The 22,747-nt window shown below is 73.9% G+C and carries 22 protein-coding genes; 12 read left to right on the top strand and 10 right to left on the bottom strand.

The genetic code is table 11. The features are described from left to right. The first annotated feature begins 156 nt into the window (after positions 1 to 156). The 7 genes from IF89_RS0114230 to IF89_RS0114200 all read left to right on the top strand — a co-directional run bounded on the left by IF89_RS0114230 (position 157) and on the right by IF89_RS0114200 (position 6,525). On the top strand, positions 157 to 762 hold the full coding sequence (locus IF89_RS0114230) for a YdbC family protein (protein WP_030766521.1): 606 nt from the start codon (positions 157 to 159) through the stop codon (positions 760 to 762). Positions 763 to 834: 72 nt separating this feature from the next. Beyond that, entirely contained in the window at positions 835 to 1,494 is a 660-nt protein-coding gene (locus IF89_RS0114225; RefSeq protein WP_030766518.1) for a histidine phosphatase family protein, read from the top strand. A gap of 11 nt (positions 1,495 to 1,505) precedes the next feature. Continuing rightward, entirely contained in the window at positions 1,506 to 2,420 is a 915-nt protein-coding gene (locus IF89_RS0114220) for an ADP-ribosylglycohydrolase family protein (protein WP_030766515.1), read from the top strand. Positions 2,421 to 2,586: 166 nt separating this feature from the next. Continuing rightward, a complete protein-coding gene (locus tag IF89_RS0114215; RefSeq protein WP_051807062.1) occupies positions 2,587 to 4,314 on the top strand; it encodes a DUF4173 domain-containing protein in 1,728 nt (575 codons plus the stop codon). A 285-nt stretch (positions 4,315 to 4,599) separates the two neighbouring features. Then, positions 4,600 to 4,947, top strand: a complete 348-nt coding sequence (locus IF89_RS47630) for a TetR/AcrR family transcriptional regulator C-terminal ligand-binding domain-containing protein (protein WP_234327758.1) — start codon at positions 4,600 to 4,602, stop codon at positions 4,945 to 4,947. Positions 4,948 to 5,122: 175 nt separating this feature from the next. Then, a complete protein-coding gene (locus tag IF89_RS0114205) occupies positions 5,123 to 5,833 on the top strand; it encodes a ribonuclease HII (RefSeq protein ID WP_030766510.1) in 711 nt (236 codons plus the stop codon). 59 nt (positions 5,834 to 5,892) lie between these two features. After that, entirely contained in the window at positions 5,893 to 6,525 is a 633-nt protein-coding gene (locus IF89_RS0114200; protein WP_078628294.1) for a hypothetical protein, read from the top strand. A gap of 100 nt (positions 6,526 to 6,625) precedes the next feature. On the opposite strand, the gene IF89_RS0114195 is transcribed toward IF89_RS0114200, so the two are convergent. After that, on the bottom strand, positions 6,626 to 7,255 hold the full coding sequence (locus IF89_RS0114195) for a hypothetical protein (protein WP_030766504.1): 630 nt from the start codon (positions 7,253 to 7,255) through the stop codon (positions 6,626 to 6,628). Positions 7,256 to 7,624: 369 nt separating this feature from the next. Between IF89_RS0114195 and IF89_RS0114190 the strand changes: the two genes are divergently transcribed. The 4 genes from IF89_RS0114190 to IF89_RS0114175 all read left to right on the top strand — a co-directional run bounded on the left by IF89_RS0114190 (position 7,625) and on the right by IF89_RS0114175 (position 12,580). Beyond that, positions 7,625 to 9,784, top strand: a complete 2,160-nt coding sequence (locus IF89_RS0114190; RefSeq protein WP_030766500.1) for a RecQ family ATP-dependent DNA helicase — start codon at positions 7,625 to 7,627, stop codon at positions 9,782 to 9,784. Between the two features lie 128 nt (positions 9,785 to 9,912). Then, a complete protein-coding gene (locus IF89_RS0114185) occupies positions 9,913 to 10,836 on the top strand; it encodes a serine hydrolase domain-containing protein (protein WP_051807061.1) in 924 nt (307 codons plus the stop codon). Positions 10,837 to 10,946: 110 nt separating this feature from the next. Next, a complete protein-coding gene (locus IF89_RS0114180) occupies positions 10,947 to 11,762 on the top strand; it encodes an SDR family NAD(P)-dependent oxidoreductase (RefSeq protein ID WP_030766493.1) in 816 nt (271 codons plus the stop codon). Between the two features lie 65 nt (positions 11,763 to 11,827). Continuing rightward, entirely contained in the window at positions 11,828 to 12,580 is a 753-nt protein-coding gene (locus tag IF89_RS0114175; protein WP_030766490.1) for a TylF/MycF family methyltransferase, read from the top strand. A gap of 78 nt (positions 12,581 to 12,658) precedes the next feature. On the opposite strand, the gene IF89_RS0114170 is transcribed toward IF89_RS0114175, so the two are convergent. Genes IF89_RS0114170 through IF89_RS0114155 form a run of 4 tightly spaced genes read right to left on the bottom strand, consistent with a single transcriptional unit; the run spans position 12,659 to position 16,361 of the window. Beyond that, on the bottom strand, positions 12,659 to 13,591 hold the full coding sequence (locus tag IF89_RS0114170; protein WP_030766488.1) for an aromatase/cyclase: 933 nt from the start codon (positions 13,589 to 13,591) through the stop codon (positions 12,659 to 12,661). Positions 13,592 to 13,594: 3 nt separating this feature from the next. Then, a complete protein-coding gene (locus tag IF89_RS0114165; protein WP_030766487.1) occupies positions 13,595 to 13,852 on the bottom strand; it encodes an acyl carrier protein in 258 nt (85 codons plus the stop codon). 35 nt (positions 13,853 to 13,887) lie between these two features. Next, positions 13,888 to 15,099, bottom strand: coding sequence for a ketosynthase chain-length factor (locus IF89_RS0114160; RefSeq protein WP_030766485.1), 1,212 nt, complete (start codon positions 15,097 to 15,099; stop codon positions 13,888 to 13,890). Beyond that, complete coding sequence (locus tag IF89_RS0114155) at positions 15,096 to 16,361, bottom strand: beta-ketoacyl-[acyl-carrier-protein] synthase family protein (protein WP_030766484.1); 1,266 nt, start codon at positions 16,359 to 16,361, stop codon at positions 15,096 to 15,098. The genes IF89_RS0114160 and IF89_RS0114155 overlap by 4 nt, the downstream gene beginning before the upstream one ends. A gap of 166 nt (positions 16,362 to 16,527) precedes the next feature. On the opposite strand from IF89_RS0114155, the gene IF89_RS0114150 reads away from it, so the two are divergent. Continuing rightward, on the top strand, positions 16,528 to 17,664 hold the full coding sequence (locus tag IF89_RS0114150; RefSeq protein ID WP_030766481.1) for a glycosyltransferase: 1,137 nt from the start codon (positions 16,528 to 16,530) through the stop codon (positions 17,662 to 17,664). Between the two features lie 75 nt (positions 17,665 to 17,739). Here the strand turns inward: IF89_RS0114150 and IF89_RS0114145 are convergent, their stop codons facing one another. The 5 genes from IF89_RS0114145 to IF89_RS0114125 all read right to left on the bottom strand — a co-directional run bounded on the left by IF89_RS0114145 (position 17,740) and on the right by IF89_RS0114125 (position 22,661). After that, positions 17,740 to 18,747 carry an NAD-dependent epimerase/dehydratase family protein gene (locus IF89_RS0114145; RefSeq protein ID WP_030766478.1) on the bottom strand — a complete coding sequence of 336 codons (1,008 nt, stop codon included), beginning with the start codon at positions 18,745 to 18,747 and terminating at the stop codon, positions 17,740 to 17,742. After that, the gene (locus tag IF89_RS0114140; protein WP_043193919.1) at positions 18,744 to 19,358 is read right to left on the bottom strand and encodes a dTDP-4-dehydrorhamnose 3,5-epimerase family protein; all 615 of its coding nucleotides are present in this window, start codon (positions 19,356 to 19,358) and stop codon (positions 18,744 to 18,746) included. Before IF89_RS0114140 ends, IF89_RS0114145 begins: the two co-directional genes overlap by 4 nt. Continuing rightward, positions 19,355 to 20,107, bottom strand: a complete 753-nt coding sequence (locus IF89_RS0114135) for a class I SAM-dependent DNA methyltransferase (protein ID WP_030766473.1) — start codon at positions 20,105 to 20,107, stop codon at positions 19,355 to 19,357. Before IF89_RS0114135 ends, IF89_RS0114140 begins: the two co-directional genes overlap by 4 nt. Before the next feature lie 74 nt (positions 20,108 to 20,181). Continuing rightward, a complete protein-coding gene (locus tag IF89_RS0114130; protein WP_030766470.1) occupies positions 20,182 to 21,306 on the bottom strand; it encodes a DegT/DnrJ/EryC1/StrS family aminotransferase in 1,125 nt (374 codons plus the stop codon). Then, a complete protein-coding gene (locus tag IF89_RS0114125) occupies positions 21,303 to 22,661 on the bottom strand; it encodes an NDP-hexose 2,3-dehydratase family protein (protein WP_030766467.1) in 1,359 nt (452 codons plus the stop codon). Before IF89_RS0114125 ends, IF89_RS0114130 begins: the two co-directional genes overlap by 4 nt. Positions 22,662 to 22,747 lie beyond the last annotated feature (86 nt).

The raw sequence follows: 22,747 nt of genomic DNA, 5'->3' as shown, positions 1-22,747 counted from the left end.
CTGTGGCCGGCCCCCTCGGCCGTCCCGGCGGCGCACTCCGCAGCGGACTCGACCGGGAGTTCGGTCTTCGGCCGCCCGATCGGGACGGGGCGGAAGCGGTGGGGATGTTGGCGCCGGGGACTGACCCGCGCCCCGCCCGGCCCGTACGATGGCGCAGTGCTGGTCAAGTGGATTCGCTGCACGGTGACGGACCGACGCGGGTTCGAGCGGGGGCAGCGAAAATGGGCGGGGCTGCCGGGCGAGCCGGGATTCCGGGGGCAGGGCGGCGGCTGGAGCAGAGGCCGGCAGGGAGTCGCGCATGTCTTCGCGTTCTGGGAGAGCCGGGCCTTCTACGACTCCTTCATGGCGCGGTCGCACGACAGGCTGGCCGCCGCCCAGCACGGCACCTACACCGACCTGCGGGTGACGCTCTTCGACCACCGCTTCGACGTGAAGACCGGCTTCGAACCGCGCTTCACCGACGCCGACGTGGTCCGGGTGGCGCACACCCGGGTCCGGGAGGGCCGCGTCGACCACTTCGCGCTCATGCAGGAGAAGGTGTGGAACCCGGCCATGGCCGGCTCGCCGGGGATGATCAGGGGCCTCTTCGGGGAGGCGCCGGGCCGGGAGTTCCTGGTGCTCTCCATGTGGCACGCGGCGGCCGAGCACGGCAAGTACCGGCAGGAGCGCGTGGAGCGGCTGTCCCTGCGCGCCCAGATCCAGGCGGACGTGGAAGCCCTCACCGGGGACGTCGTCGACCTCGAACCGTCCTGGACGGTGTGACCGTATGACGAGCGCCGGCCCGACCGGCGTGCCCGGTCGGCCGGTCCCGCCGTGGCCGAATAGGGTCGTGGGATGGTTCGACCACGGCGCATCGTCCTTGTCCGGCACGGGGAATCGGAGGGGAACGCCGACGACTCGGTGTACGAGAGGGAGCCCGACCACGCCCTGCGGCTGACCCGGAAAGGTCGCGAGCAGGCCGCGGCGGCCGGGGCCCGGCTGCGAGAGATCTTCGGCAACGAGACCATCAGCGCGTACGTCTCCCCCTACCGCCGCACCCTGCAGACCTTCCGCGAACTCGGGCTGGACCCCACCCGGGTCCGGATGCGCGAGGAGCCGCGGCTGCGCGAACAGGACTGGGGGAACTGGCAGGACCGGGAGGACGTACGGCTGCAGAAGGCCTACCGGGACGCCTACGGGCACTTCTTCTACCGCTTCGCGCAGGGCGAGTCGGGTGCCGACGTCTACGACCGGGTCGGGGCCTTCCTGGAGAGCCTCTACCGCAGCTTCGAGGCGCCGGACCACCCCCAGAACGTGCTGCTGGTGACGCACGGGCTGACGATGCGGCTGTTCTGCATGCGCTGGTTCCACTGGTCGGTGGCCGAATTCGAGGCCTTGTCCAACCCGGGGAACGGCGATTTCCGGATGCTGCTGCTGGGACCCGACGGCCGGTACCGGATGGACCGCCCGTTTGAGCGGTGGACCACACCGGAGCCTTACGACCTGGACGGCTAGAGTGACCCGCGATGACGCCTGACTCCACTCCCGAACGGCGCTACGCACGCGCCATGGCCAGCCTGCGCGGGCTGGCGCTGGGTGACGCCCTCGGCTCCCAGTACTTCGTCCCCGTGAACTACCCGCTGCTCAAGCGGCGCGAGCTGCCCTCCGGCACGGAGACCTGGCAGTGGACCGATGACACCGAGATGGCGTGCTCGGTGGTGGCCGTGCTGGCCGGGCACGGGCGGATCGACCAGGATGCCCTCGCGCGCTCCTTCGCCGACCACCACGACTTCGACCGGGGCTACGGACCCGCGGTGAACCGGATGCTGCGGCTGGTGCGGGAGGGTGAGGACTGGCGCACGCTGGCCGCCGAACTGTTCAACGGGCAGGGCTCGTGGGGCAACGGCGCCGCCATGCGGATCGCGCCGCTGGGGGCGTGGTACGCCGACGACCCGGAACAGGCCACGCACCAGGCGGAGATCTCCGCCTACACGACCCATCAGCACCGTGAGGCCGTGTGCGGGGCGATGGCGGTCGCCGCGGCGGCCGCACTGGCCGCGGGCACGCAGGCCCCGCCGAAGGCGGCCGATCTGCTCGACGGCGTGATCGCGCTCGTCCCCCGCAGTGCGGTGGGCGCCGGGCTGCGGCGCGCCCGCGACATGCTGGACTACGGGGACGCGACCACCGTCGCGGCCGTCCTGGGCTGCGGACGGCGTACGAGCGCCCACGACACGGTGCCGTTCGCCCTGTGGTCGGCGGCGCGGGCCCTGGACGACTACGAGCGGGCGTTCTGGACCACCGCGCAGGTGGGCGGGGACGTCGACACGACCTGCGCGATCGTCGGCGGGGTGCTGGGCGCGCGCGGGGACGCCGTGCTGCCGGCGCAGTGGCTGGCGCGCACCGAGGCACTGCCCGCCTGGCTGCCGCCGACCGCGGCGTAGACCCGCGCCGTTCTCCGCCCGGCCAGGGTGAGGCCTGCCCGCCGATTGTCACGGTCCTGCCACAGCGCGCTTTTGATCCTGTTCAAAACCGAGTGCGGGCTGCCTACCCTGTCCCCATCGCCGCCCCGACCTGTACTCCGGAGCGGCCGGCAGGGGAGGGGACCCGATGTCAGAGAACACCGGTGGGGCGGACGACGCCCGGCCCGAGGCGGCTGCCGAAGCGGATGCCGCGACCGGAGGTTCGCCCACCGCTCCGGCTCCGGGCTCGGCTCCGGCTTCCGACGGCAGCCCGCCGCCCGAGGCGGCCCGGCCCCCGTCGGGCGCACACACCGGTCGGCCGGGCTGGCAGCCCCACCACCACCCGATGCAACCGCGCCCCTGGGGCCCGCCGCCGACGCAGCCGGCGAAGCCCTCCTGGGCCGCGGTGGTGCGCCCCGCCGAAGCCGGTCCCGTCCGGACCGCGACCCTGGTCGCCGTCCTGGCCTCCGGCCTCGCCGCCGCGCTCCTCCTGGGCGACGGCATGGGCCCGGGGCTGCTGCTCGCGGTGGTGCCCGCCGCCGTCGCCGCGTACGTCGCCGCCCGTGCGGCCGGCCGTACCGCCCGGCCGTGGACGCTGGCCTGGGTGGCCGGCTGCCTCGCGCTGCTCGTGATACCCGCCCTGCGCGACTCCGCGTGGCCTTCCACGCTCGCGATCCTGGCCGCCGTACTGCTGGGCGCGCTCGCCCTGCACGGCAGCCGCACCTGGCTCGGGGTCCTGCTCAGCCCGCTCGGCTTCGCCGACTCCGCCGTGTCCGGCACCGCCTGGGCGCTGAAGGGGCTGCGCTCGCGCGGCGGCATCGGCAAGGACCGCTGGCTGCCCGTCGCCAAGGCCGCCGTCGTCGCCCTGGTGCTGCTCCTCCTCTTCGGGGCCCTGTTCGCCTCCGCGGACGCGGCGTTCGCGGATCTCCTGGGCGGCCTGGTGCCCGACGTGTCCATCGAGGACGGACCCCTGCGCCTCGCGCTCTTCGTCCTCGGTGTGGTGCTGGCGATCGCGGCGGCCCGCACCGCGGCCGGGCCGCTGCGCTGGGACCGGATCAAGGTGGCCCCCGGCGCGCCGCGCTCCCGGGTCGAATGGGCCCTTCCGCTCGTCGTGCTGAACCTGCTCTTCGCCGGCTTCAACGCCGTCCAGCTGGCCGTCCTGTTCGGCGGCTACGACAAGGTCCTGCAGAGCACCGGCCTCGGCCACGCCGAGTACGCCCGCCAGGGCTTCTGGCAGCTGCTCTGGGCCACCCTGCTCACCCTCGCCGTGATCGCGCTCGCCCTGCGCTGGGCCCCGCGCTCCGGGGCCGGCGACCGGCGCCTCGTCCGGATCGTCCTCGGCACGCTGTGCGCCATGACGCTGGTCGTCGTCGCCGCCGCACTGCGCCGCATGGACTTCTACGTGGACGCGTACGGGCTGACCCGGCTGCGCGTCTCGGTCGCCGCGATGGAACTGTGGCTGGGGCTGGTCATCGTACTGATCATGGCAGCCGGCGTGTTCGGCGCGCGCTGGCTGCCCCGCGCCGTCGCCGGCAGCGCGGCCGCCGCGGTCCTGGCCTTCGGACTGCTGTCCCCGGACGGGATGGTCGCCGAGCAGAACGTCGCCCGGTACCGGACGACCCAGAAGATCGACCTCGCCTACTTCCAGTCCATGTCCGCGGACGCCGTGCCCGCGCTGGACCGGCTCCCCGAGCCCCAGCGCTCCTGCGCGCTGCGCGGAATCGGCGCCGACATGGCCAGGGCCGGCGACGTCCCCTGGTACGCGGTGAGCATGGGCGAGTACCGCGCCCGGCAGATCCTGCGCGAGCGGCCGGTGACGGCGTCGTACGAGGTCTGCTCCCGCCTGGGCGCCTTCGCAAGCCGCGTCGAGCACTGAGCAGACCGGCGCGGGGGAGGGGTCCCGCGCCGACGGCGTGCGCCACACCTGTGCGGGCGGCCGGCCGGTCCGGTCGATGGCGGCCGCGACCTCGGTGCCGGCCTGGACCAGGAGGGCCGGGACCGCTGCCCCGCCTCCTCGCGGCCCGAACGGGCGATCCCCGAACCGGCGTTGGTACGGCTGCGCACCGTCGGCCCGAACGCCCCGACCGTGGAGGGCGTCGCCGCCGGCGCGCAGAGGGGCAGGGCCGCGCTCCAGCGGCGCCGGCCCTCCGGGCCGGAGCTCGTGGCCGAAGCGCCGCTGTCCGGACTGCCGCGGATCGGTGAGATTCCCGACTCCGGCCCGGACCGCGAGGGCCTCTGCCTGCTGTGTGTGCGCACGCGGGAGGTCATGCGCTCCCGGGCGGTGCAGGCCCTCCGGTCCGGGCTTCACGAATGCGATCACCTCGCCGCGGAGCGCCGGCACGGGGTCGTCCGGCCCGGGCTGCAGGAGCCTGCCCAGCGCCTGATCAGGAAGCACGTGCCGCCGTCCACCGAGCGGGAAGAGGTGAGACCGGACGCCGCTGCTCCGTTTGTCGTGGATGTCGTTCCGGCGATGTTGTTGCACCGCCCCAGGGTGTGCGATGGCGAATGAGGGGATGCGGACATCGCCGCGCCGATCGACGAGGTGAGGGTGCCGCCGCTCAGAGTGTGGGACGCAGAGGGGCGGCCGCGTGCTCGGCGGGGCGCAGTTCCGAGCCGCCGCCCGGCCCTCGGGACCCGGGCGGGGGTGTGCAGTGGGCCCGGGGCGGCGTACCCTTGCTGGCGCCATGCCGTACGAAGCACCCACCCACACCGTCGAGCGCTCCCTCCGCGCCACCACCGGAGCCAAGGTCATCGCCGGGGTCGACGAAGTCGGACGAGGAGCCTGGGCCGGTCCCGTCACCGTGTGCGCGGCGATCACGGGCCTGCGCCGGCCGCCCGGCGGGCTCACGGACTCCAAACTGCTCACTCCCAAGCGGCGCGACGCCCTGCTCGACGTCCTGGAGGGCTGGGTCACCGCGTACGCGCTGGGGCACTCCAGCCCCGAGGAGATCGACGAGCTCGGGATGACGGCCGCCCTGCGCCTCGCGGCCGAGCGCGCCCTGGGCGCCCTGCCGGTGCGCCCCGACGCGGTGATACTCGACGGCAAGCACGACTACCTCGGCCCGCCGTGGCGGGTCCGCACGGTGATCAAGGGCGACCAGTCCTGCATCGCGGTCTCCGCCGCCTCGGTCATCGCCAAGGTCCGCCGTGACCGCATGATGGCCGAACTCGGCGAACAGGGCGGCGGGATCGAGGACTTCGCCTTCGCCGCCAACGCCGGATACCCCTCGCCCGTCCACCGCGCGGCCCTGGAGGAGCGGGGGCCCACCCCCTACCACCGGCTCTCGTGGTCGTACCTCGACGCGCTGCCCCGGTGGCGCCACCTGAAGAAGGTGCGCCGCAGCGAGGAGTCGATGGAGCTGGAAAACGGAGGCCAACTCGGCTTCGATTTCTGATCGCACCCATGTGCCACCAACGGGTACGTTTCGTACCGGTGTTTGATAGATATCAACTCATGCCTCTCACCCCCGCCATCGAGGAGCCTCAGATTCACGAGAGTGCCCAGGGTCCCCGCGTCACGCCGGCCGCGAGCCGCACCGCGCAGACCCCCCGCCCCGTACCTGGTCCGCGTCCCGCCGCCGTCCCGCGGCCCGGACGCCCCGGTCCCGCCCGGCCCGCACCCCCCGCGCAGCGTGCGGCGCAGGCCACCCCCGGACCCGTGCCCGCAGCCCCCACCGCACCGTCCGTCTCCGCGGCGGTCCCGCAGATCCAGCTGATCCCGGCGTCCGCCGAGGGGGCGCTGGACGCGGCCGAAGAGGCCGTGGACCTGCTGCTCGACACCGGGCGCGCGCCCGGCGACATCCTGGTACTGACCACCGGCGACCCGCACCCCTGGGCCGCCCACGAACTGTCCTTCGGCGAGGCCGCGTACTGGGCCCTGCACGACGCCGGGGACGACGTCTTCTACGCGGACGCGACGCAGGTCCAGCGCGCCGCCGGCCGTCCCGTCGTGGTCTTCGCGGCCAACGGCGGCCCGGTCGACACCGTCGCGGGCTCCCTCCCGGTCGCGCTCACCCGCGCGGGTGCGCTGCTGATCGTGTGCGGCGACCCGCAGCAGATCAACTCCGTGCTGGGCGCGGGCGTCTGACGCCCTGCACCCCGGCACGGGCGAGGGGCGGGGCGGGCACCTTGCCGGCCCCGCTGAAGCCCCGGCCGAGGCGGGTGCCGGCGCCCGCCGGGTGCGGGCGTCAGCGCGCGGCGGTCCGGCGCAGCGCCTCCACCGCGCCCCCGCCGGTGTGCAGCGCGAGCGGAGCGAACTCGGCCACCGCGTCGTCGAGCCGCTGCGGCCGCGACTCCGAGCTGGGCCTGCGTCCGCCACGGCCCTCGCCCAGCACCTGCCAGCCGTCGCGCGTCAGGGTGATGTACGCGCCGCAGCGCAGCCCGTGCAGGGTGCAGGCGTCGCGCAGCCCCCACATCCAGGCGCCGTCCTCCGGGGTCCACCGCTCGTCGCCGTCGCGGCAGTAGAGCAGCACGGCCGTACGGACCGGGGTCCGCCGCCGCAGGTCGTGGGGGAGGACCCGGCGCAGCCGGGACAGCAGGGCGTTGCGGTACTCCCAGCCGTCGGCCGACGCCGAGCGCTGCACGAACGACGCGCTCGCCACGAGCTGTTCCTCCGGGCCGAGAACGGCGACCACCGCGGTCGAGGGCACGGGGCTGTGCCGCGAGTGCAGCCCGCTGACCACCTCGCGCGGGTTGCGCAGCAGCGGAATGCCCGCCGACATCCACTCGGACGGCTCCAGCAGTCTGCCGTGCCGGCTCGCGCCGCCGGTGGCCGTCGTCAGGGAGGATGTCGAAGGCGGCGTGAATCCGAAGGTCACGTTCCTCCCTTCGGGTACACGCCCGCGGACGGGCACGGGTGGAGTCGGGGCGCGCCGCAGCGCGGCCCAGGAGGGTGCCGGGGAGCCGAGCGGGAGCTGCTCCAATTCTCGCGTGGCTTCCGACCGCGCGGCAACGAGCAATTGACGTCGCCGACCGGAATTCGCCGGTATGCCGTTCATATCCTTGCCCCGCCACGCCGGGAATGACGCATCCGCCCGCCCGCGGACGGCCGGCACCAGCGGCAACGCCTCTTGTGCGGCTGACAGCCGCCCCGCGGCACTGGCAGGCGTGCCCGCCGGGTGGCCGCGTCCGGGACCGTCGGCGGGGTGAAGTGGCCGAGTGTCCGAGCCATCGGGTTGCATGGGGGCATGGACAACCAGGAGCTGCGCACCGAAGCCGACACGATCCTCGCCGAGCTGGTGGGCGACCCCGGGGGGTCGGCGCGGCTGCGCGAGGACCAGTGGCAGGCGGTGGCGGCCCTGGTCCGGGAACGCCGGCGGGCCCTGGTGGTGCAGCGCACCGGCTGGGGGAAGTCCGCGGTGTACTTCGTCGCCACCGCTCTGCTGCGCCGCCGCGGCGCCGGACCCACCGTGATCATCTCCCCCCTGCTCGCGCTGATGCGCAACCAGGTCGAGTCGGCGGCACGGGCCGGCATCCGGGCCCGCACCATCAACTCCGCCAATCCCGAGGAATGGGACACCATCCACAAGGAGGTCGAACACGGCGAGACCGACGTCCTCCTCGTCAGCCCCGAACGCCTCAACTCCGTGGACTTCCGCGAGCAGGTGCTGCCCCGGCTCGCGGCCACGACCGGCCTGCTCGTGGTCGACGAGGCGCACTGCATCTCCGACTGGGGCCACGACTTCCGCCCCGACTACCGCAGGCTGCGCGCCATGCTGGCCGAACTCGCCCCCGGTGTACCGGTGCTGGCCACCACCGCGACCGCCAACGCGCGGGTGACGGCGGACGTGGCAGAACAGCTGGGCACGGGCGCCGGTGAGGCCCTGGTGCTACGCGGCCCGTTGGAGCGGGAGAGCCTGCGACTGGGCGTGGTGCAGCTGCCGGACGCCGCGCACCGGCTGGCCTGGCTCGCCGAGCACCTGGACGAGCTGCCGGGCTCCGGCATCGTCTACGCCCTCACCGTCGCCGCGGCGGAGGAGGCCACCGCCTTCCTGCGGCAGCGCGGCTTCAAGGTCGCCCCGTACACGGGCCGCACGGAGAACGCCGACCGGCTGCAGGCGGAGACCGACCTGCAGGAGAACCGGGTCAAGGCGCTGGTCGCGACATCCGCGCTGGGCATGGGCTTCGACAAGCCGGACCTCGGCTTCGTGGTCCACCTCGGCTCGCCGTCCTCGCCGATCGCCTACTACCAGCAGGTCGGCCGGGCCGGCCGCGGTGTCGAGCACGCCGACGTGCTGCTGCTGCCCGGCAAGGAGGACGAGGCCATCTGGCGCTACTTCGCCGACACCGCCTTCCCCCCGGAGGCACTGGTGCGGCAGACCTTGGCGGCCCTCGCCGACGCGGGACGGCCGCTGTCCGTGCCCGCGCTGGAAGCGGCCGTGGACCTGCGGCGCACCCGGCTGGAGACCATGCTGAAGGTCCTCGACGTGGACGGCGCGGTCAAGCGGGTCAAGGGCGGCTGGGCCGCCACCGGACAGCCGTGGACCTACGACTCCGAGCGATATGCCTGGGTGGCCCGGCAGCGGGCCTCCGAGCAGCAGGCGATGCGGGACTACGTGAGCACGTCCGGATGCCGGATGGAGTTCCTGCGCCGCCAGCTGGACGACGAGGGGGCCGCCCCGTGCGGCCGCTGCGACAACTGCGCCGGTCCCTGGGCCGACGCCGCCGTCTCCGCGGAGATGCTGACGGGAGCCACCAGGGAGCTGGACCGGCCGGGAGTGGAGGTCGAGCCGCGCCGCATGTGGCCCACCGGCATGCCCGCCCTGGGCGTCGACCTGAAGGGGCGGATCCCGGCCGGCGAGCAGTGCTCCACCGGCCGCGCCCTGGGCCGGCTCTCGGACATCGGCTGGGGCAACCGGCTGCGCCCCCTGCTCGCGGAGAACGCACCCGACGTACAGGTCCCGGACGACGTGCTGAACGCCGCGGTGGCCGTCCTCGCCGACTGGGCCCGCTCCCCGGGCGGTTGGGCCCCGGGTGTCGCGGACGCCTCCGCGCGGCCCGTCGGGGTCGTCGCCGTACCGTCCCTGACCCGCCCCCAGCTGGTCGGCTCCCTGGCCAGGGGGATCGCCACGGTCGGCCGGCTCCCCTTCCTCGGCAGCCTGGCCCACACCGGGCCGGACGGGGCGCACGCGGCCCGCCGCAGCAATTCCGCCCAGCGACTGCGGGCGCTGTCCGGGGCGTTCACCGTGCCCGAGGAACTGGCGGGCGCCCTGGCCGCCGCGTCCGGCCCCGTGCTGCTCGTCGACGACTACACCGACTCCGGCTGGACCCTCGCCGTCGCCGCACGGCTGCTGCGCAGGGCGGGCGCCGACCAGGTCCTGCCCCTGGTCCTCGCCTCCGCCGGCTGACCCGGCGGCGGGCGGGCGGCCGGGACCACCGTCCGCCCTGCCCGCCCCGTCCGCCGCTCAAGCGATGTCCGAGCAGGGGTTCGTAGAGAAACGGCAGCGGGCCGTCGGGCAGGAGGGCCGCTCTCCCGGTGCGAAGGACGGAAGACTGTGCAGCAATACCCCCAGGCAGGGCAGGTCGAGGACGCGTTCGGCGAGGGATCCTCACGCAGCGCTCGGGGATCGTCTGCCTCGACCACGCCCCCCTCACCCCGTCCGCGCTGCGCGCCCACACCCCGGTCGCCGAGGCGCTGGCCGCCGCCCGCCCCGAGTGGGAGCCGGACACCGCGCACGGTTACCACGCCACCACCTACGGGCACCTGCTGAGCGAACTCGTCCGCCGCCGCACCGGCCTGACGGCGGGCCGCTACTTCGCCCGCCACATCGCGGCGCCCCTCGGCCTCGACGCCTACATCGGGCTCCCCGCCGGCAGCGGCGCCCACCTCGCCACCATGCTGGAGTCCAAGGCCGAAGCCCTGATGGACGGCGCCGACCCCGGTACGGAGCTGGACATGCTCCGAGCCCTCGCGGACCCCGGATCCCTCACCCACCGGGCCATGATCGGCAGCATGCGGCTGCACGACGCCCTGGACCCGGCCGTGGAGGACCCCTCGTACGGGGGCCTGGCCGGCGCAGCCTCGCTGTCCCGGCTGTTCGCCGCCCTGGTCGGCGAGGTCGACGGCATCCGCCTCATCGGCCCCGAACGTACCGCCGAAGTGGCCCGTCCCTCCTCCCGCGGCACCTGCCGGGTGGTGCTGCTGCCCAGTACCTGGGGCCTCGGCTTCATGCTGCCTGACAGCCCGGTCTTCCCGGCCTCCGCCGGGCTCGGGCCGCGCGCCTTCGGCTTCGACGGGGCCAACGGCACCTTCGTCTTCGCCGACCCCGACCACGAACTGGCCTTCGCGTATGTCCAGAACGCCGGATCGCGCACCATCGGCCGCATGAACGACCGGGCGCACCGGCTGGTCGCGGCCGTGTACCGGTCGGTCGCGGGGAGCACGCGCGGCGGGGCGTGATGGCCGGGGCGCCCCCGGTCGCGCTCTAGCGGTTTTCCAGGGCCCGTGAAGGGCGCTTTGAGCGGCCGCTGCGAGCGTGACGCTCCCAGCCGACCCTTCGCGGAGGAACCATGGCCAACGCCAACCCCACCGTCCCCGTCCACGCCGACACCGACGCGCGTACCGCCCTCGTCACCGGGGCCACCAGCGGCATCGGCCTGGAGATCGCCACCCGGCTGGCCCGCGCGGGCCACCGCGTCTTCCTGGGCGCGCGCACCGCCGACCGTGTGGCGCAGACCGTCGCCGACCTGCGGTCCGAGGGCCTGGACGTGGACGGCCGGAGCCTGGACGTGACCTCCCGCGAGGACATCACCGCCTTCGTCCGGGCCGCGACGGAGCGCTTCGGCCCGGTGGGGATCCTCGTCAACAACGCCGGCCGCTCCGGCGGCGGCGTGACCCGGGAGGTCCCCGACGAGCTCTGGCTCGACGTCATCAACACGAACCTGAACAGCGTGTTCCTGATGACGAAGGACGTCCTCAACCACGGCGGCATGCTGGAGCAGGGCTGGGGCCGGATCATCAACATCGCCTCCACCGGCGGCAAGCAGGGCGTCCTGCACGGCGCCCCCTACTCGGCCTCGAAGCACGGCGTCGTCGGCTTCTCCAAGTCCCTCGGCCTGGAACTGGCCCGCACCGGCGTCACGGTCAACGCCGTCTGCCCCGGCTTCGTCGAGACGCCGATGGCCGCCCGCGTCCGTGAGACGTACGCCGGCCTGTGGGACGTCACCGTCGACGAGGCCCACGCCCGCGTCAGCGCCCGCGTCCCCGTCGGCCGGTACGTGCTGCCGGAGGAAGTCGGCGCGATGGTCGACTACCTGGTCGGCCCGGGCGCCGCCTCCGTCACCGCGCAGGCCCTCAACGTCTGCGGCGGCCTGGGCAACTACTGACCGGCCGCCCCCACCCCCTCCCCGCGCGCACGCGCCGACCGAACCCGAAAGGACACGCACTCCGCATGGAGAACACGGCAGAGCTGTATCTGGACCTCCTGGAGAAGGTCGTCACGAACCTCGTCTACGAGGACGCCCCGATCCCCAACGAGTGGTTCCCCGAGCGGGAGTTCCGCCCCGAGAACCGTGAGACCGGCACCGACTGGCCGAGCGTCGCGCACACCATGGTGGGCCTGCGGCGCATCCGCAACATCCGCACCCTCCTCGACCGGGTCGTCGCCGACGGCGTACCCGGAGACTTCATCGAGACGGGCGTCTGGCGCGGCGGCGTCTGCATCTTCGCCCGCGGCTACCTCAAGGCGCACGGCATCACCGATCGGACCGTCTGGCTCGCCGATTCCTTCGAGGGCATCCCGGACACCGGCGAGGACGGCCACCCCATGGACCGGGAGATGGCCCTGCACCGCTGCAACAACGTCCTGGGCGTCACCGCCGACACCGTGCGGGAGAACTTCGGCCGCTACGGACTCCTCGACGACCAGGTCCGCTTCCTGCCGGGCTGGTTCAAGGACACGCTGCCGGCCGCCCCCGTCGAACGCCTCGCGGTGCTGCGCCTCGACGGCGACCTGTACGAGTCCACGCTCGACGCGCTCGACCACCTCTACCCGAAGCTCTCCACCGGCGGTTTCGTGGTCGTCGACGACTACTTCATCCCGGCCTGCCGCAAGGCCGTGGACGAGTTCCGCGACCGGCACGGCATCACGGACGAGATCGAGGCCATCGACGAGTACAGCGTCTTCTGGCGCCGCTCCCGTTAGCAGCCCCCGCCGCACACGCCATCGGCCTCCAGGATCTCCCAGGATCCTGGAGGCCGATGGCGCGGGTGCGTCAGACGCTCACGCGGCGGCGGTGCGGCCGGCGTACTCCAGTGTCGTACGGCTGTTCCTGCCGAGCACCTCGCGCAGGTACCTGCGGGCGTCGGCCACCGTGGCCCCCGCACCGAGGACCTCCTCCACCGCACCGGGATCGATCACCACCGTGTGCTCGGCCGTGACGCGGACCCCGGCGCCCGCCCCGGCACCGGTGAACTCCCAGACCCCGCTGTGTCCGAGCAGCAGCCGCGGCGGCACCAGCTGCTTGTAGGCGATCCGCTCGCCGGGCCGGCAGATCCGCACCGAGCGGGTGGTGTGCGCGGTCCCGTCGGCGGTGACGGTGTCCATCTCCATCTCCTGCACCCCGGCGGCATCCTCGGTGAGTTCCACCCGGCCCACATGCGGCAGCCGCTCGGGCCACAGGTCGGCGCGGTGCACGAAGGCGTAGGCCTCCTCCGCCGTGCAGTCCAGGGTGACGGTGTCGGAGAAGGAGAACACCAGGTCGCCCGCGTCCGCGCCGAGCTCGGCGATCCGCGCCAGGGCCGCCAGTTCCAGGGGGCTGTTGCGATCCAGCGCGGCGTTGATCCACTCCACGGTGTCCGGGTCGTCCCCGACCGCCGTGAAGTCGTGCAGCAGCACGATGTCCGTGCCGCCGTCCTCACGCACTTCGAAGATCCACTCGCCGCCCATCGAGGCGATGGGCGACGCGCTCTCCTCCTGATCGAACCGGATCCGCAGGTTCAAGGGATCCAGCGTCCGACGCGACACCCACGTCTTCACCTCGCCCCCCACGGTGGCCCACAGCCGGAACCGCTCGGAGAGCTCGCCGCGCTCCAGGTAGTGCGCGGCGACGCTGGGTGCGAACACGGCCGGCCACCGGCCGACGTCGGCGGCGAGGTCGTACAGCGCCTGCGGCGGGGCGGTGGAGGTCAGGGCGTGCCGGGTGTGCCGACGCATGTCTCAGCCCCCCGCGGTCGGGGAGCCGTTGACGGAGGCCAGCAGCTCGCGCGGGGTGGCGACCTTGTCCGGCACCTCCACCCCGTACTCGCGCTGGATGACAGCCGTGGTCTCCAGCAGGGCCAGCGAGTCGTAACCCAGCTCCGCGAAGTCGGTGTCCAGGATGTCCCCGTCGAGCTGGCCGCCTTCGCTGCCGGCGGACTCCGACAGGATCCGGCGCAGGTCGTCCAGAGTCATCGTGGTGGTGGTCGGGTCGCTCATCGTTGCTTCTCCTTCATCATTCACTGCACGTTCCTTCAGTGGTCGTACGTCCGCACGACGGCGGCCGAGTTGAAGCCGCCGGCACCCCGGGCGAGGACGAGGGCCGTCGCCAGCCGCGCCTCTCGCGGGGACTTGCGGACCAGGTCGATGCCGTACTCCTCCGGGACGTCGTCGGTGTTCGCGGTCGGCGGGATCACTCCGTCGCGCATCGACAGCAGCGCCGCGACCACGTCCAGCGGGCCGCCCGCGGAGTGCAGCCGCCCGGTCAGTGCCTTCGGCGCGGTCACCGGGACGCCGTGGGCGCCGAACACCTCCCGCAGCGCCTCGGCCTCGCTCCGGTCCAGGGCGGGCAGGCCCGCCGAGTCCGCGAAGACCACGTCCACGTCGGCCGGGGCGGCCCCCGCCTCGGCCAGCGCCCGTTCGATGGCGCGGCGCAGGGCCGGCGGCCTCGGCGATCCGGGCGGCGGATCGAAGGTGGAGGCCTGCCCGGCGAGTTCGCCGTACGGGCGGGACGCACCGCGCCCGCGCGCCGCAGCCGCGTCCTCCAGGACGAGGATCGCGGCACCCTCCCCGGGCACGTGCCCGCTCGCCGTCCGGTCGAAGGGCCGGTACTCCCCGGAGGCGGTCACCCGGCCCCCCGACCACTGCGCCGCCCAGCCCCACGGGTCCAGCGCCGAGTCCGCGCCGCCGGTGACGACCAGCTTCGCCTCGCCGCGGCGCAGCGCCCGCCGGGCGTGGCCGAGCGCGTCCAGTCCGCCGGCCTGCTCGGCGACGAGTGCCTTGCCCGGGCCGCGCAGCTGGTGGCGGATGGAGATCTGGCCGGTGTTGACGGCGTAGAACCACGCGAAGGACTCGTAGACGCTGACGAACTGTGGTCCCTTGGACCACAGCTTCGCGAACTCGCGGTGGGTGAACTCGAAGCCGCCGAACGCGTTCGCGGTGATGACGCCCATGTCGTAGTCGACGAGGGCGGCCGGATCGACGCCGCCGTCGGCCAGCGCCCGCTCCGCGGCGGCCAGCGCGAACCGGGTGGACCGGTCGGTCTGCGGCAGCAGCCGGTTCGGCAGACGGGCCGCCGGATCGAAGTCCCGTACCTCGCCGGCACGCCGCGCCGGATAGCCGGACGCGTCGAACGCGGTGATGTCGGCGATGCCGCTGCGGCCCTCCACCGTCGCGGACCAGAAGTCCTCGGTGCCCGCTCCGTTCGGGGCGACGACACCCAGCCCCGTGATCACCGTGGTCGTCATGACACTCCTTCGGGCCGCCGCAGCAGCATCGCGCTCTGGAATCCGCCGAATCCGCTGCCCACCGTCAGCACGGTGTCCACGCGCTGTTCGCGGGCGGTCAGCGGTACGTAGTCGAGGTCGCACTCGGGGTCGGACCGGTACAGGTTGGCGGTGGGCGGCACCACCTGGTGCTTCATGGCGAGCGCGCACGCCGCGATCTCCACGGAGCCGATGGCCCCCAGGGAGTGGCCCACCATGGACTTGATCGAGCTGATCGGCGTGCGGTAGGCGTGGTCGCCCAGGGCGCGCTTGAACGCGGCCGTCTCGTGCCGGTCGTTCTGCACGGTGCCCGAGCCGTGGGCGTTGACGTAGTCGATCGCGTCGGCGTTCAGCCGGGACTGGTCCAGTGCGACCCTGATGGCCTCGGCCATCTCCCGGCCGTCGGTCTTCAGACCGGTCATGTGGTAGGCGTTCAGGCGCGTGGCGTACCCGCTGACCTCGGCGTAGACCGTCGCCCCGCGCGCCCGGGCCCGCCCCAGCTCCTCCAGCACGAACACGGCCGCTCCCTCGGCCAGGACGAAGCCGTTGCGGGAGGCGTCGAAGGGCCGGGAGGCGTGCGCGGGATCGTCGTTGCGGTTGGTGGTGGCCTTGATCGCGTCGAAACTGGCCACCACGACCGGGGTGACCGGGGTGTCGGCGGCTCCGGCCAGCATCACGTCGGCGGTGCCGTCCGCGATCAGCTGGACGGCGTTGCCGACGGCATCCAACCCCGAGGTGCAGCCGTTGGACACCAGGGCGACGGGGCCCTCGGCGCCCACCGTCCAGGCGACCTCGGCGGGCATCCTCCCGGGGGTCAGGTAGTCGTACATGTGCGGCGACAGGTAGCCGGGGTCGACCTCCCACTGCCGTCCGGCGTCGGACAGCACCAGGTACTCGCTCTCCAGGCTGGTGGCGGCCGCGACGGCGCTGCCCAGGCTCACGCCGACCCGGGACGGGTCGAGCGCGCCGAAGTCGAGGCGGCTGTCCGACACCGCGTCGCGGGCGCAGACCACGGCGAACTGGGTCGCCCGGTCCATCCTGCGGACCTCCCGCGGGGTGAGCCCTTCGGCCCCCGCGTCGAAATCGCACTCGCCCGCGAGCTGGGAGCGGAAGGGGGTGGGGTCGAAGAAGCTGATCCGGCGGGTCGCGGTACGACCCGCGGCCAGCAGGGACCAGAACTCCTCCGTGCCGCTTCCCCCCGGTGCGCGCACCCCCATACCGGTTATCACGACACGACGGGACATCGAATCGGTTTCCTTATCGAAGAGGTGACTCGTGGGACCGGGAGAAACCCGGCCGGATCCCTTGGTAGGCGGCGGCGGTCAACCTCGACTCAAGGGGCGCTCGACGGGCGCTCAGGACGGACGGGGGTCCAGCGGTTCTCTAGTGCCGCGGTGCACCGTCCGTGCGATGAAGATCCTCTTTATCACCGGGGGGAGTCCGGCGACCGTCTTCGCCCTCGCCCCGCTCGCCTCGGCGGCCCGCCTCGCCGGCCACGACGTCCTCGTCGCCTCCCCCGAGGACATGGCCCCGTACGTCACGGGCACCGGGCTGCCCGTCCTGCCCGTCACCGACGGCACCATGCGCCGGTTCATGTTCGAGGACCGGGCCGGGCGGGCGCTGTCCCTTCCGGCCGACCCCGAGGAGCGGATCCACTTCAACGGGGAGGGGTTCGGCCGGCTGGCCGCCGCGTCCCTGCCCCGGCTGCGCGCCCTCGTCGCCGACTGGACCCCGGACCTCGTGGTCGGCGGATCCCTCTGCTACGCGGCGCCGCTGCTCGCCCACGCCCTCCGGATCCCGTGGGTACGGCACACCTGGGACCTCGGCGAGCCGCCCGGCATGGACGCCGGCGCCACCGCCGAACTGTCCGCGGAACTCCGCGCGGCCGGGCTGGACCGACTGCCCGAGCCCGAGCTCTGGGTGGACATCTGCCCGCCCGGGCTGCGCGCCGCGGACCTGGCCCCCGGCCCCCGGCAGTCGATGCGGTTCGTCCCCGCGAACCTGCGCCGGCCGCTGGAGCCGTGGATGCTGCGCCGGCCGGATCGGCCCCGGGTGTGCGTCACCGCCGGCAGCCGTGTCGCCGGGCCGGACGGGGTCGCCGAACTGGTCGAGCTCGCCCGGACGGTGGAGGGGCTCGACGGGGAACTGGTGGTCGCCGCCCCGCAGGACGTGGCCGACGCGCTGACCGCGGCGGTGCCCGGGGTCCGGGCCGGCTGGTTCGCCCTGGACACCCTGCTGGCCACGTGCGACCTCATCGTGCACCACGGCGGCGGACAGACCGCCATGACGGCCCTGCACGCGGGCGTGCCGCAGCTGCTGGTGCCCACGATCCCGAAGATGCTGGAGCCGTGCCGCCGCATCGAGGCCCGCGGCGCGGCCGTGGTGCTGGCGGACGGCGAACAGTCCGGTGCCCGCGTCGCCCGGGCGGCGGCCGCCCTGCTGGCGGACCCCGGCCACCGGGAGCGGGCCGCGGAGATCGGCGCGGAGATCGCCGCGCAGCCGTCCCCGGCCCGGGTGGTCTGCGTACTGGAGGCGCTGCGGGCATGATCCCCGCAGCACGACGGCGGCCCCGCCCCGACGGGGGCGGGGCCGCTTGCGGTCCGCGCGGGCTCCGGCGCAGTGTCAGGGCCGGGACACCGGCCCCGCCTCGCGGACCACCGCGTCCACCGTCCGGTCCAGCGCCTCGTCCAGCGCCGTACGGGCCCGCCAGCCCGTGGCCGCCGTGAACGCCGACGGGTCGACCTCCAGGCTGCGGAAGTCGGTCGGGTCCGCGTGCGGGGGCGGCTCCACCGACACCACCGGTACCGCAGGGGCCCCCGTGCGACGTGCCACGGCGCGCGCCACCGCGCCGAACACCTCGCCCAGCGGCAGCGCCCGCCCGGTGCCGACCGGGTAGTGGCGGCCCGACAGCGCGTCCGCGTGCGCCAGGGCCGCCGTGAACGCCCGGGCCGCGTCCTGCACGTACAGCAGGTCGCGGCGGACCGTGCCGTCGTGCCACATCGTCAGCGGCTCCCCGGCCAGCGCCCGCCGGATCATGGTGGACACCACCCCGCGGTCGTCGGCCGTCGCGGTCCCCGGCCCGTACACGGGCGGCAGCCGGATGCTGACGGCCCGCGCCAGGCCCTGCGCCGCGGCCCGCTTCAGCAGGGACTCGGCGGCGTGCTTCTGCCGGTCGTACACCCCCTCGGGACGGTCCGGCTCGGAGCCGTCGATGCGCTCGGCCGAGACCCGCCCCACCTGGGTGTTGCTGGCAGGGAACACGACCGCGGGCGGCCCGCCGGGACCTCCGGGCCGCTCCGCGAGCAGCGCCACCAGGTCCCGGACCAGTCCGACGTTGACCCGCTCCGCCTCCGTGTCGTCCTCCGACAACCGCCACCCGGCCGCGCCGCGGATCCTGGCCGCGAAGGGCAGGACGGCATCGGCGCCCTCCACCGCCCGGGCCAGGACGTCCCGTTCGGTGAGGTCGCCGGTGAGCACCTCGACCCGCCCGGTGAGCCCCGTGGGGAGCGGGACCGGCCGCCGGGAGACCGCGCGCACCCGCAGGGTACGGTCGGCGGCCAGTTCCCGGACCACGGCCGAGCCGATGAAGCCGGACGCGCCGAGCACCACCACCTGCCGCGGGGCGCTCACCGCCCGCCCCCGCCGGACACGCCGGCCCCGGCCGGCCGGCAGTCGGCGTACGAGGGCAGCAGCCCGGCCCCCCGGGCCGCCGCCAGCGTCGGCGCCACCCGGTCGCGCTCGGACAGCACCGGATCGAGACCGCCGGGCAGCTCCAGGCCGAGCGCCGGATCCAGCGGGTGCACGGCCCGCTCCTTGTCCGGGCGGTAGGCAGCCGACAACAGGTACACCATCACCGTGTCGTCCTCCAGGGCGGCGAACAAGTGCCCCACACCCGGCGGCAGGTACAGGGCGGTACCCGCCTCCGGGGTGAGCTCCACGCTCTCGCTGCGCCCGAAGGTGGGCGAGCCGAGCCGGAGGTCGACCACCACGTCCAGGGCCCGGCCGCCGGTGCAGAGCACGTACTTGGCCATGGACCCGGGCGTCGCCGTGTAGTGCACCCCGCGTACCACGCCGCGCCGCGACCGGCTGGTGCTGACCTGCGCCACGGGGAAGAGGGGGCCGCCCAGCGCCGCGCCGAAGGCGGCCTCCTGGTGCGGGGAGCGGAACGAGCCGCGCCCGTCGTGGAAGACCTCCGGGGTGAAGGCGTACGCGCCCTCGACGGCCAGCTCGCGGACGTTCACGCGGCACCGCCGGGACGGGTGGCGACGAACAGCCCCGGACCGTACAGCTCGTGGGGCACGTACGAGGGCTCCAGCCCGGCCCGCAGGAAGGCGTCCCGGTACTCGGTGCGCTCGAACAGGCTCATGACGTGCGTGTCGGTGAAGTGCTCGATGCCGGTGGCGGGATCGGCGACCGTGTAGTGCACCTCCATCCGGCTGGTCCGTCCGGCGCGCACGGTGTGGGAGACCCGGGAGATGGTGCGCTCCCCGGACCGGACCACGTCGGCGCCGACCCAGCCGGGCACGAAGCTTTCCGGACACCACCACGGTTCGACGACGAGGACGCCGCCGGGCTCCAGATGCGCGGTCAGGTTCGCGATCGCCGCGTCCAGGTCGGCGGCGGTCTCCAGGTATCCGACGGAGCTGAACATGCAGGTGACGGCGGAGAAGGTGCGGTCGAGCCGGAAGTCGCGCATGTCGCCCTGCGTCAGCGGGACCCCCGGATTGAGGCGGGCGGCGACGGCGAGCATGTCGGCGGACAGGTCGACCCCGGCCGCGTGGCCGAAGTGGCCGGCGTGCTCGGCCAGGTGGGAGCCGGTGCCGCAGGCGACGTCCAGCAGCGAGCCGGCGGCCGGGGGGACCGCGGCGCGCTGCTCGACGAGTTCGCGCACGACGGCCGCTTCGGCCCGGTAGTCCTTGCCGCGGCCGTGGTAGAAGTCGTGGTAGACGTCTGCGCGGCGGTAGATGAGGGTGTCCGTGCTGGCGGGCATGGTGGGGACGGGCCTTTCGGTCGGGAGATCGGACGGAGGGCGGACGACGGACGCCGGGCTCGCGGGCCGGACGGTCAGAGGCCCGCGAGGACTTCGTGCAGTGCCTCGATGACCTTGTCCTGCACGGCCTCCGGAAGCGACGGGTACATGGGCAGCGAGAAGATCTCCCCGGCCAGCCGCTCGGTGACCGGCAGCGACCCGCTCCCCACGCCGAGGTGGGCGAAGCCGCGCATGGTGTGGACCGGCCACGGATAGCTGATGTTGAGGCAGATGTCGTAGCGGTCCCTGAGAGCGCTGATGATCTCGTCGCGGCGCGGGTGGCGCACCACGTACACGTAGTACACGTGCTCGTTGCCCGGGGCGGTGGCCGGGAGGGTCAGCCCGCCCGGCCCGCACAGCCCGGCGAGCCCCTCCTCGTAGCGGCGCGCCACCCGGCGGCGGCCGGCCACGTAGGCGTCGAGCCGGGTCAGCTTGCGGCGCAGGATCTCGGCCTGGACCTCGTCGAGGCGGCTGTTGTGGCCGGGCGTCCGCTCGACGTAGTACACCTCCTCCATGCCGTAGTACCGCAGTCGGCGCAGTGCCCGGTCGGTGTCGGCGGAGCCGGTCAGCACCGCCCCGCCGTCGCCGTACGCCCCCAGCACCTTGGTGGGGTAGAAGGAGAAGGCCGCGGCGTCGCCCATGGTCCCGGCCGGTGCCCCGTGGTGGCGGGCGCCGTGCGCCTGCGCGCAGTCCTCGACGATCCCCAGCCCGTGCTCCTCGGCCAGGCGCCGCAGCGGATCCATGTCCACGCACTGGCCGTACAGGTGCACGGGCAGCAGCGCTTTCGTGCGCGGGGTGATCGCGGCGGCGACCTGCTCGGTGTCCATCAGGTAGTCCTCGGCGCGAACGTCCACGAAGACCGGGACGGCGCCGGCCGCGTCGATGGCGACGACGGTCGGGGCGGCGGTGTTCGACACGGTGACGACCTCGTCGCCGCGGCCGACGCCGAGCGCTTCCAGCGCCAGCTGGACCGCGTTGGTGCCGTTGTCGACGCCGACGCAGTGCGGCAGGCCGTGGCGGGCTGCGAACTCGGCCTCGAACCCGCGCACGCTCTCGCCCAGCACGAGCCGGCCGCTGGCGAAGACCTGCTGCACGGCGTCGAGGATGTCCTCCCGTTCCGCCTCGTACTCCGGAAGGTAGTCCCAGACATGGGTGGTCACTCGTCGTCCTCCTTGTAGAAGCCCGCGAACGTCAGCAGGCTCCGCGCCTCGACGTTCAGGTGGTTGCCGTAGCGCACGAAGTCGGTGAGCTGGCGCAGGGTGATCCAGGCGTAGTCGTCGGGCACCCGCAGCGGGAAGCCCTCCCCGACCTCGACCAGCAGGTAGCGGTTCTGCGCGTGGTAGAAACGGCCGCCCTCCTCCGAGTGGACCCGGTCGAAGCGGATCCGCTCCGGGGGCGCGTCCAGCACCTCCGAGAGGAACCGCGGCCGGCGCTCGGGCGGCAGGCCGCGGTAACTGTCGGGCTGGCACTGCACGGTGGGGGCCATCTCCACCCCGTCAAAACCGCCCGTCTCCGTCCGGGCCTGCATCAGGACGTGCAGCACACCGCCGATCCGGCGGACCAGGAAGGCGATGACACCCTGGCTGCGCGGCTCGAACATGGGCTGGTGCCAGCGCGCCACCTCCCGGCTGTCGGTCTCGACCGACACGCCGATGACGGCGAAGTGCTGGTCCCGGTCGTGGACCAGGGCCCCCTCGCGCCGGCTCCACCCCTCGACCTTGGTCAGCGGGATCAGCTGCCGGGTCAGCGTGCAGCGGTTCTTGGCCTCGGTGAACCAGCTCAGCAGGTGGGTGGTGTCGTGCAGGGCCACGTTGCCGGCGGCCCAGGAACGGGCCAGCGCGCCCCGGAAGGTGTCCGCGACCAGGTCGGCGTCGCGGTCCCGCCACGATGCGGCACCCGCCAGCACCGTACGGGTGTCCATGTTGACCAGGTTCGGTATCCGCAGCAGCTGGGCGATCTGCTCGAAGTCCAGCCAGCAGAAGTCCTCCAGGACGGGGACGTCCTCGTCGACCTGCACGATCATGTTGCGGTTGCGCTTGGCCAGGAACCAGGACGCCTGCTCCGACTGCAGCACGTCCGACAGGACCCGGCCCGAGCGCGGCGCGGTGAAGTACTCCAGGTACGGGACGGGCCGGCCGCCGTGCGCACCGGTGAAGTTGGACCGGGTCGCCTGCACGGTGGGGGAGAGCTGGAGGCCGTTGACGTTCCCCGGCTCCATCTTCACCTGGAGCAGGAAGTGCGGGACGCCCGCGAACTCCTTGACCAGGATGCCCAGGACGCCCTGCTCGGGCTGGACGATGATCGGCTGCTGCCAGGCGCCCACCTCCCGGCCGGAGTCCGCGACGTCCAACCCCTCGACGGTGAAGAACCGCCCGGTGCGGTGGACGAGGTTGCCGGAGTCGGGGTCGGTGCGCCAGCCGTCGAGGGCGTCGAGCGGGATCCGGTCCACCCGGTAGCCGTGGGCACGGCGCCGCCCCGCGTACCAGTCGTGGAATTCAGCTATACCGGAGAACACGCCGCCACCTTCCGATCCGGAAAATCCCGTCCCATTCCCCCGGGGAATCCTGTTTTCCCACGAGAACAGCCTCTGTGCGGAATCGC

This window comes from Streptomyces sp. NRRL F-2664, from assembly GCF_000719345.1.
In the GTDB taxonomy this organism is placed as follows: domain Bacteria; phylum Actinomycetota; class Actinomycetes; order Streptomycetales; family Streptomycetaceae; genus Streptomyces.
Note: the sequence above shows the minus strand (reverse complement) of the source record. Positions and strands in the feature narration are given on the sequence as shown.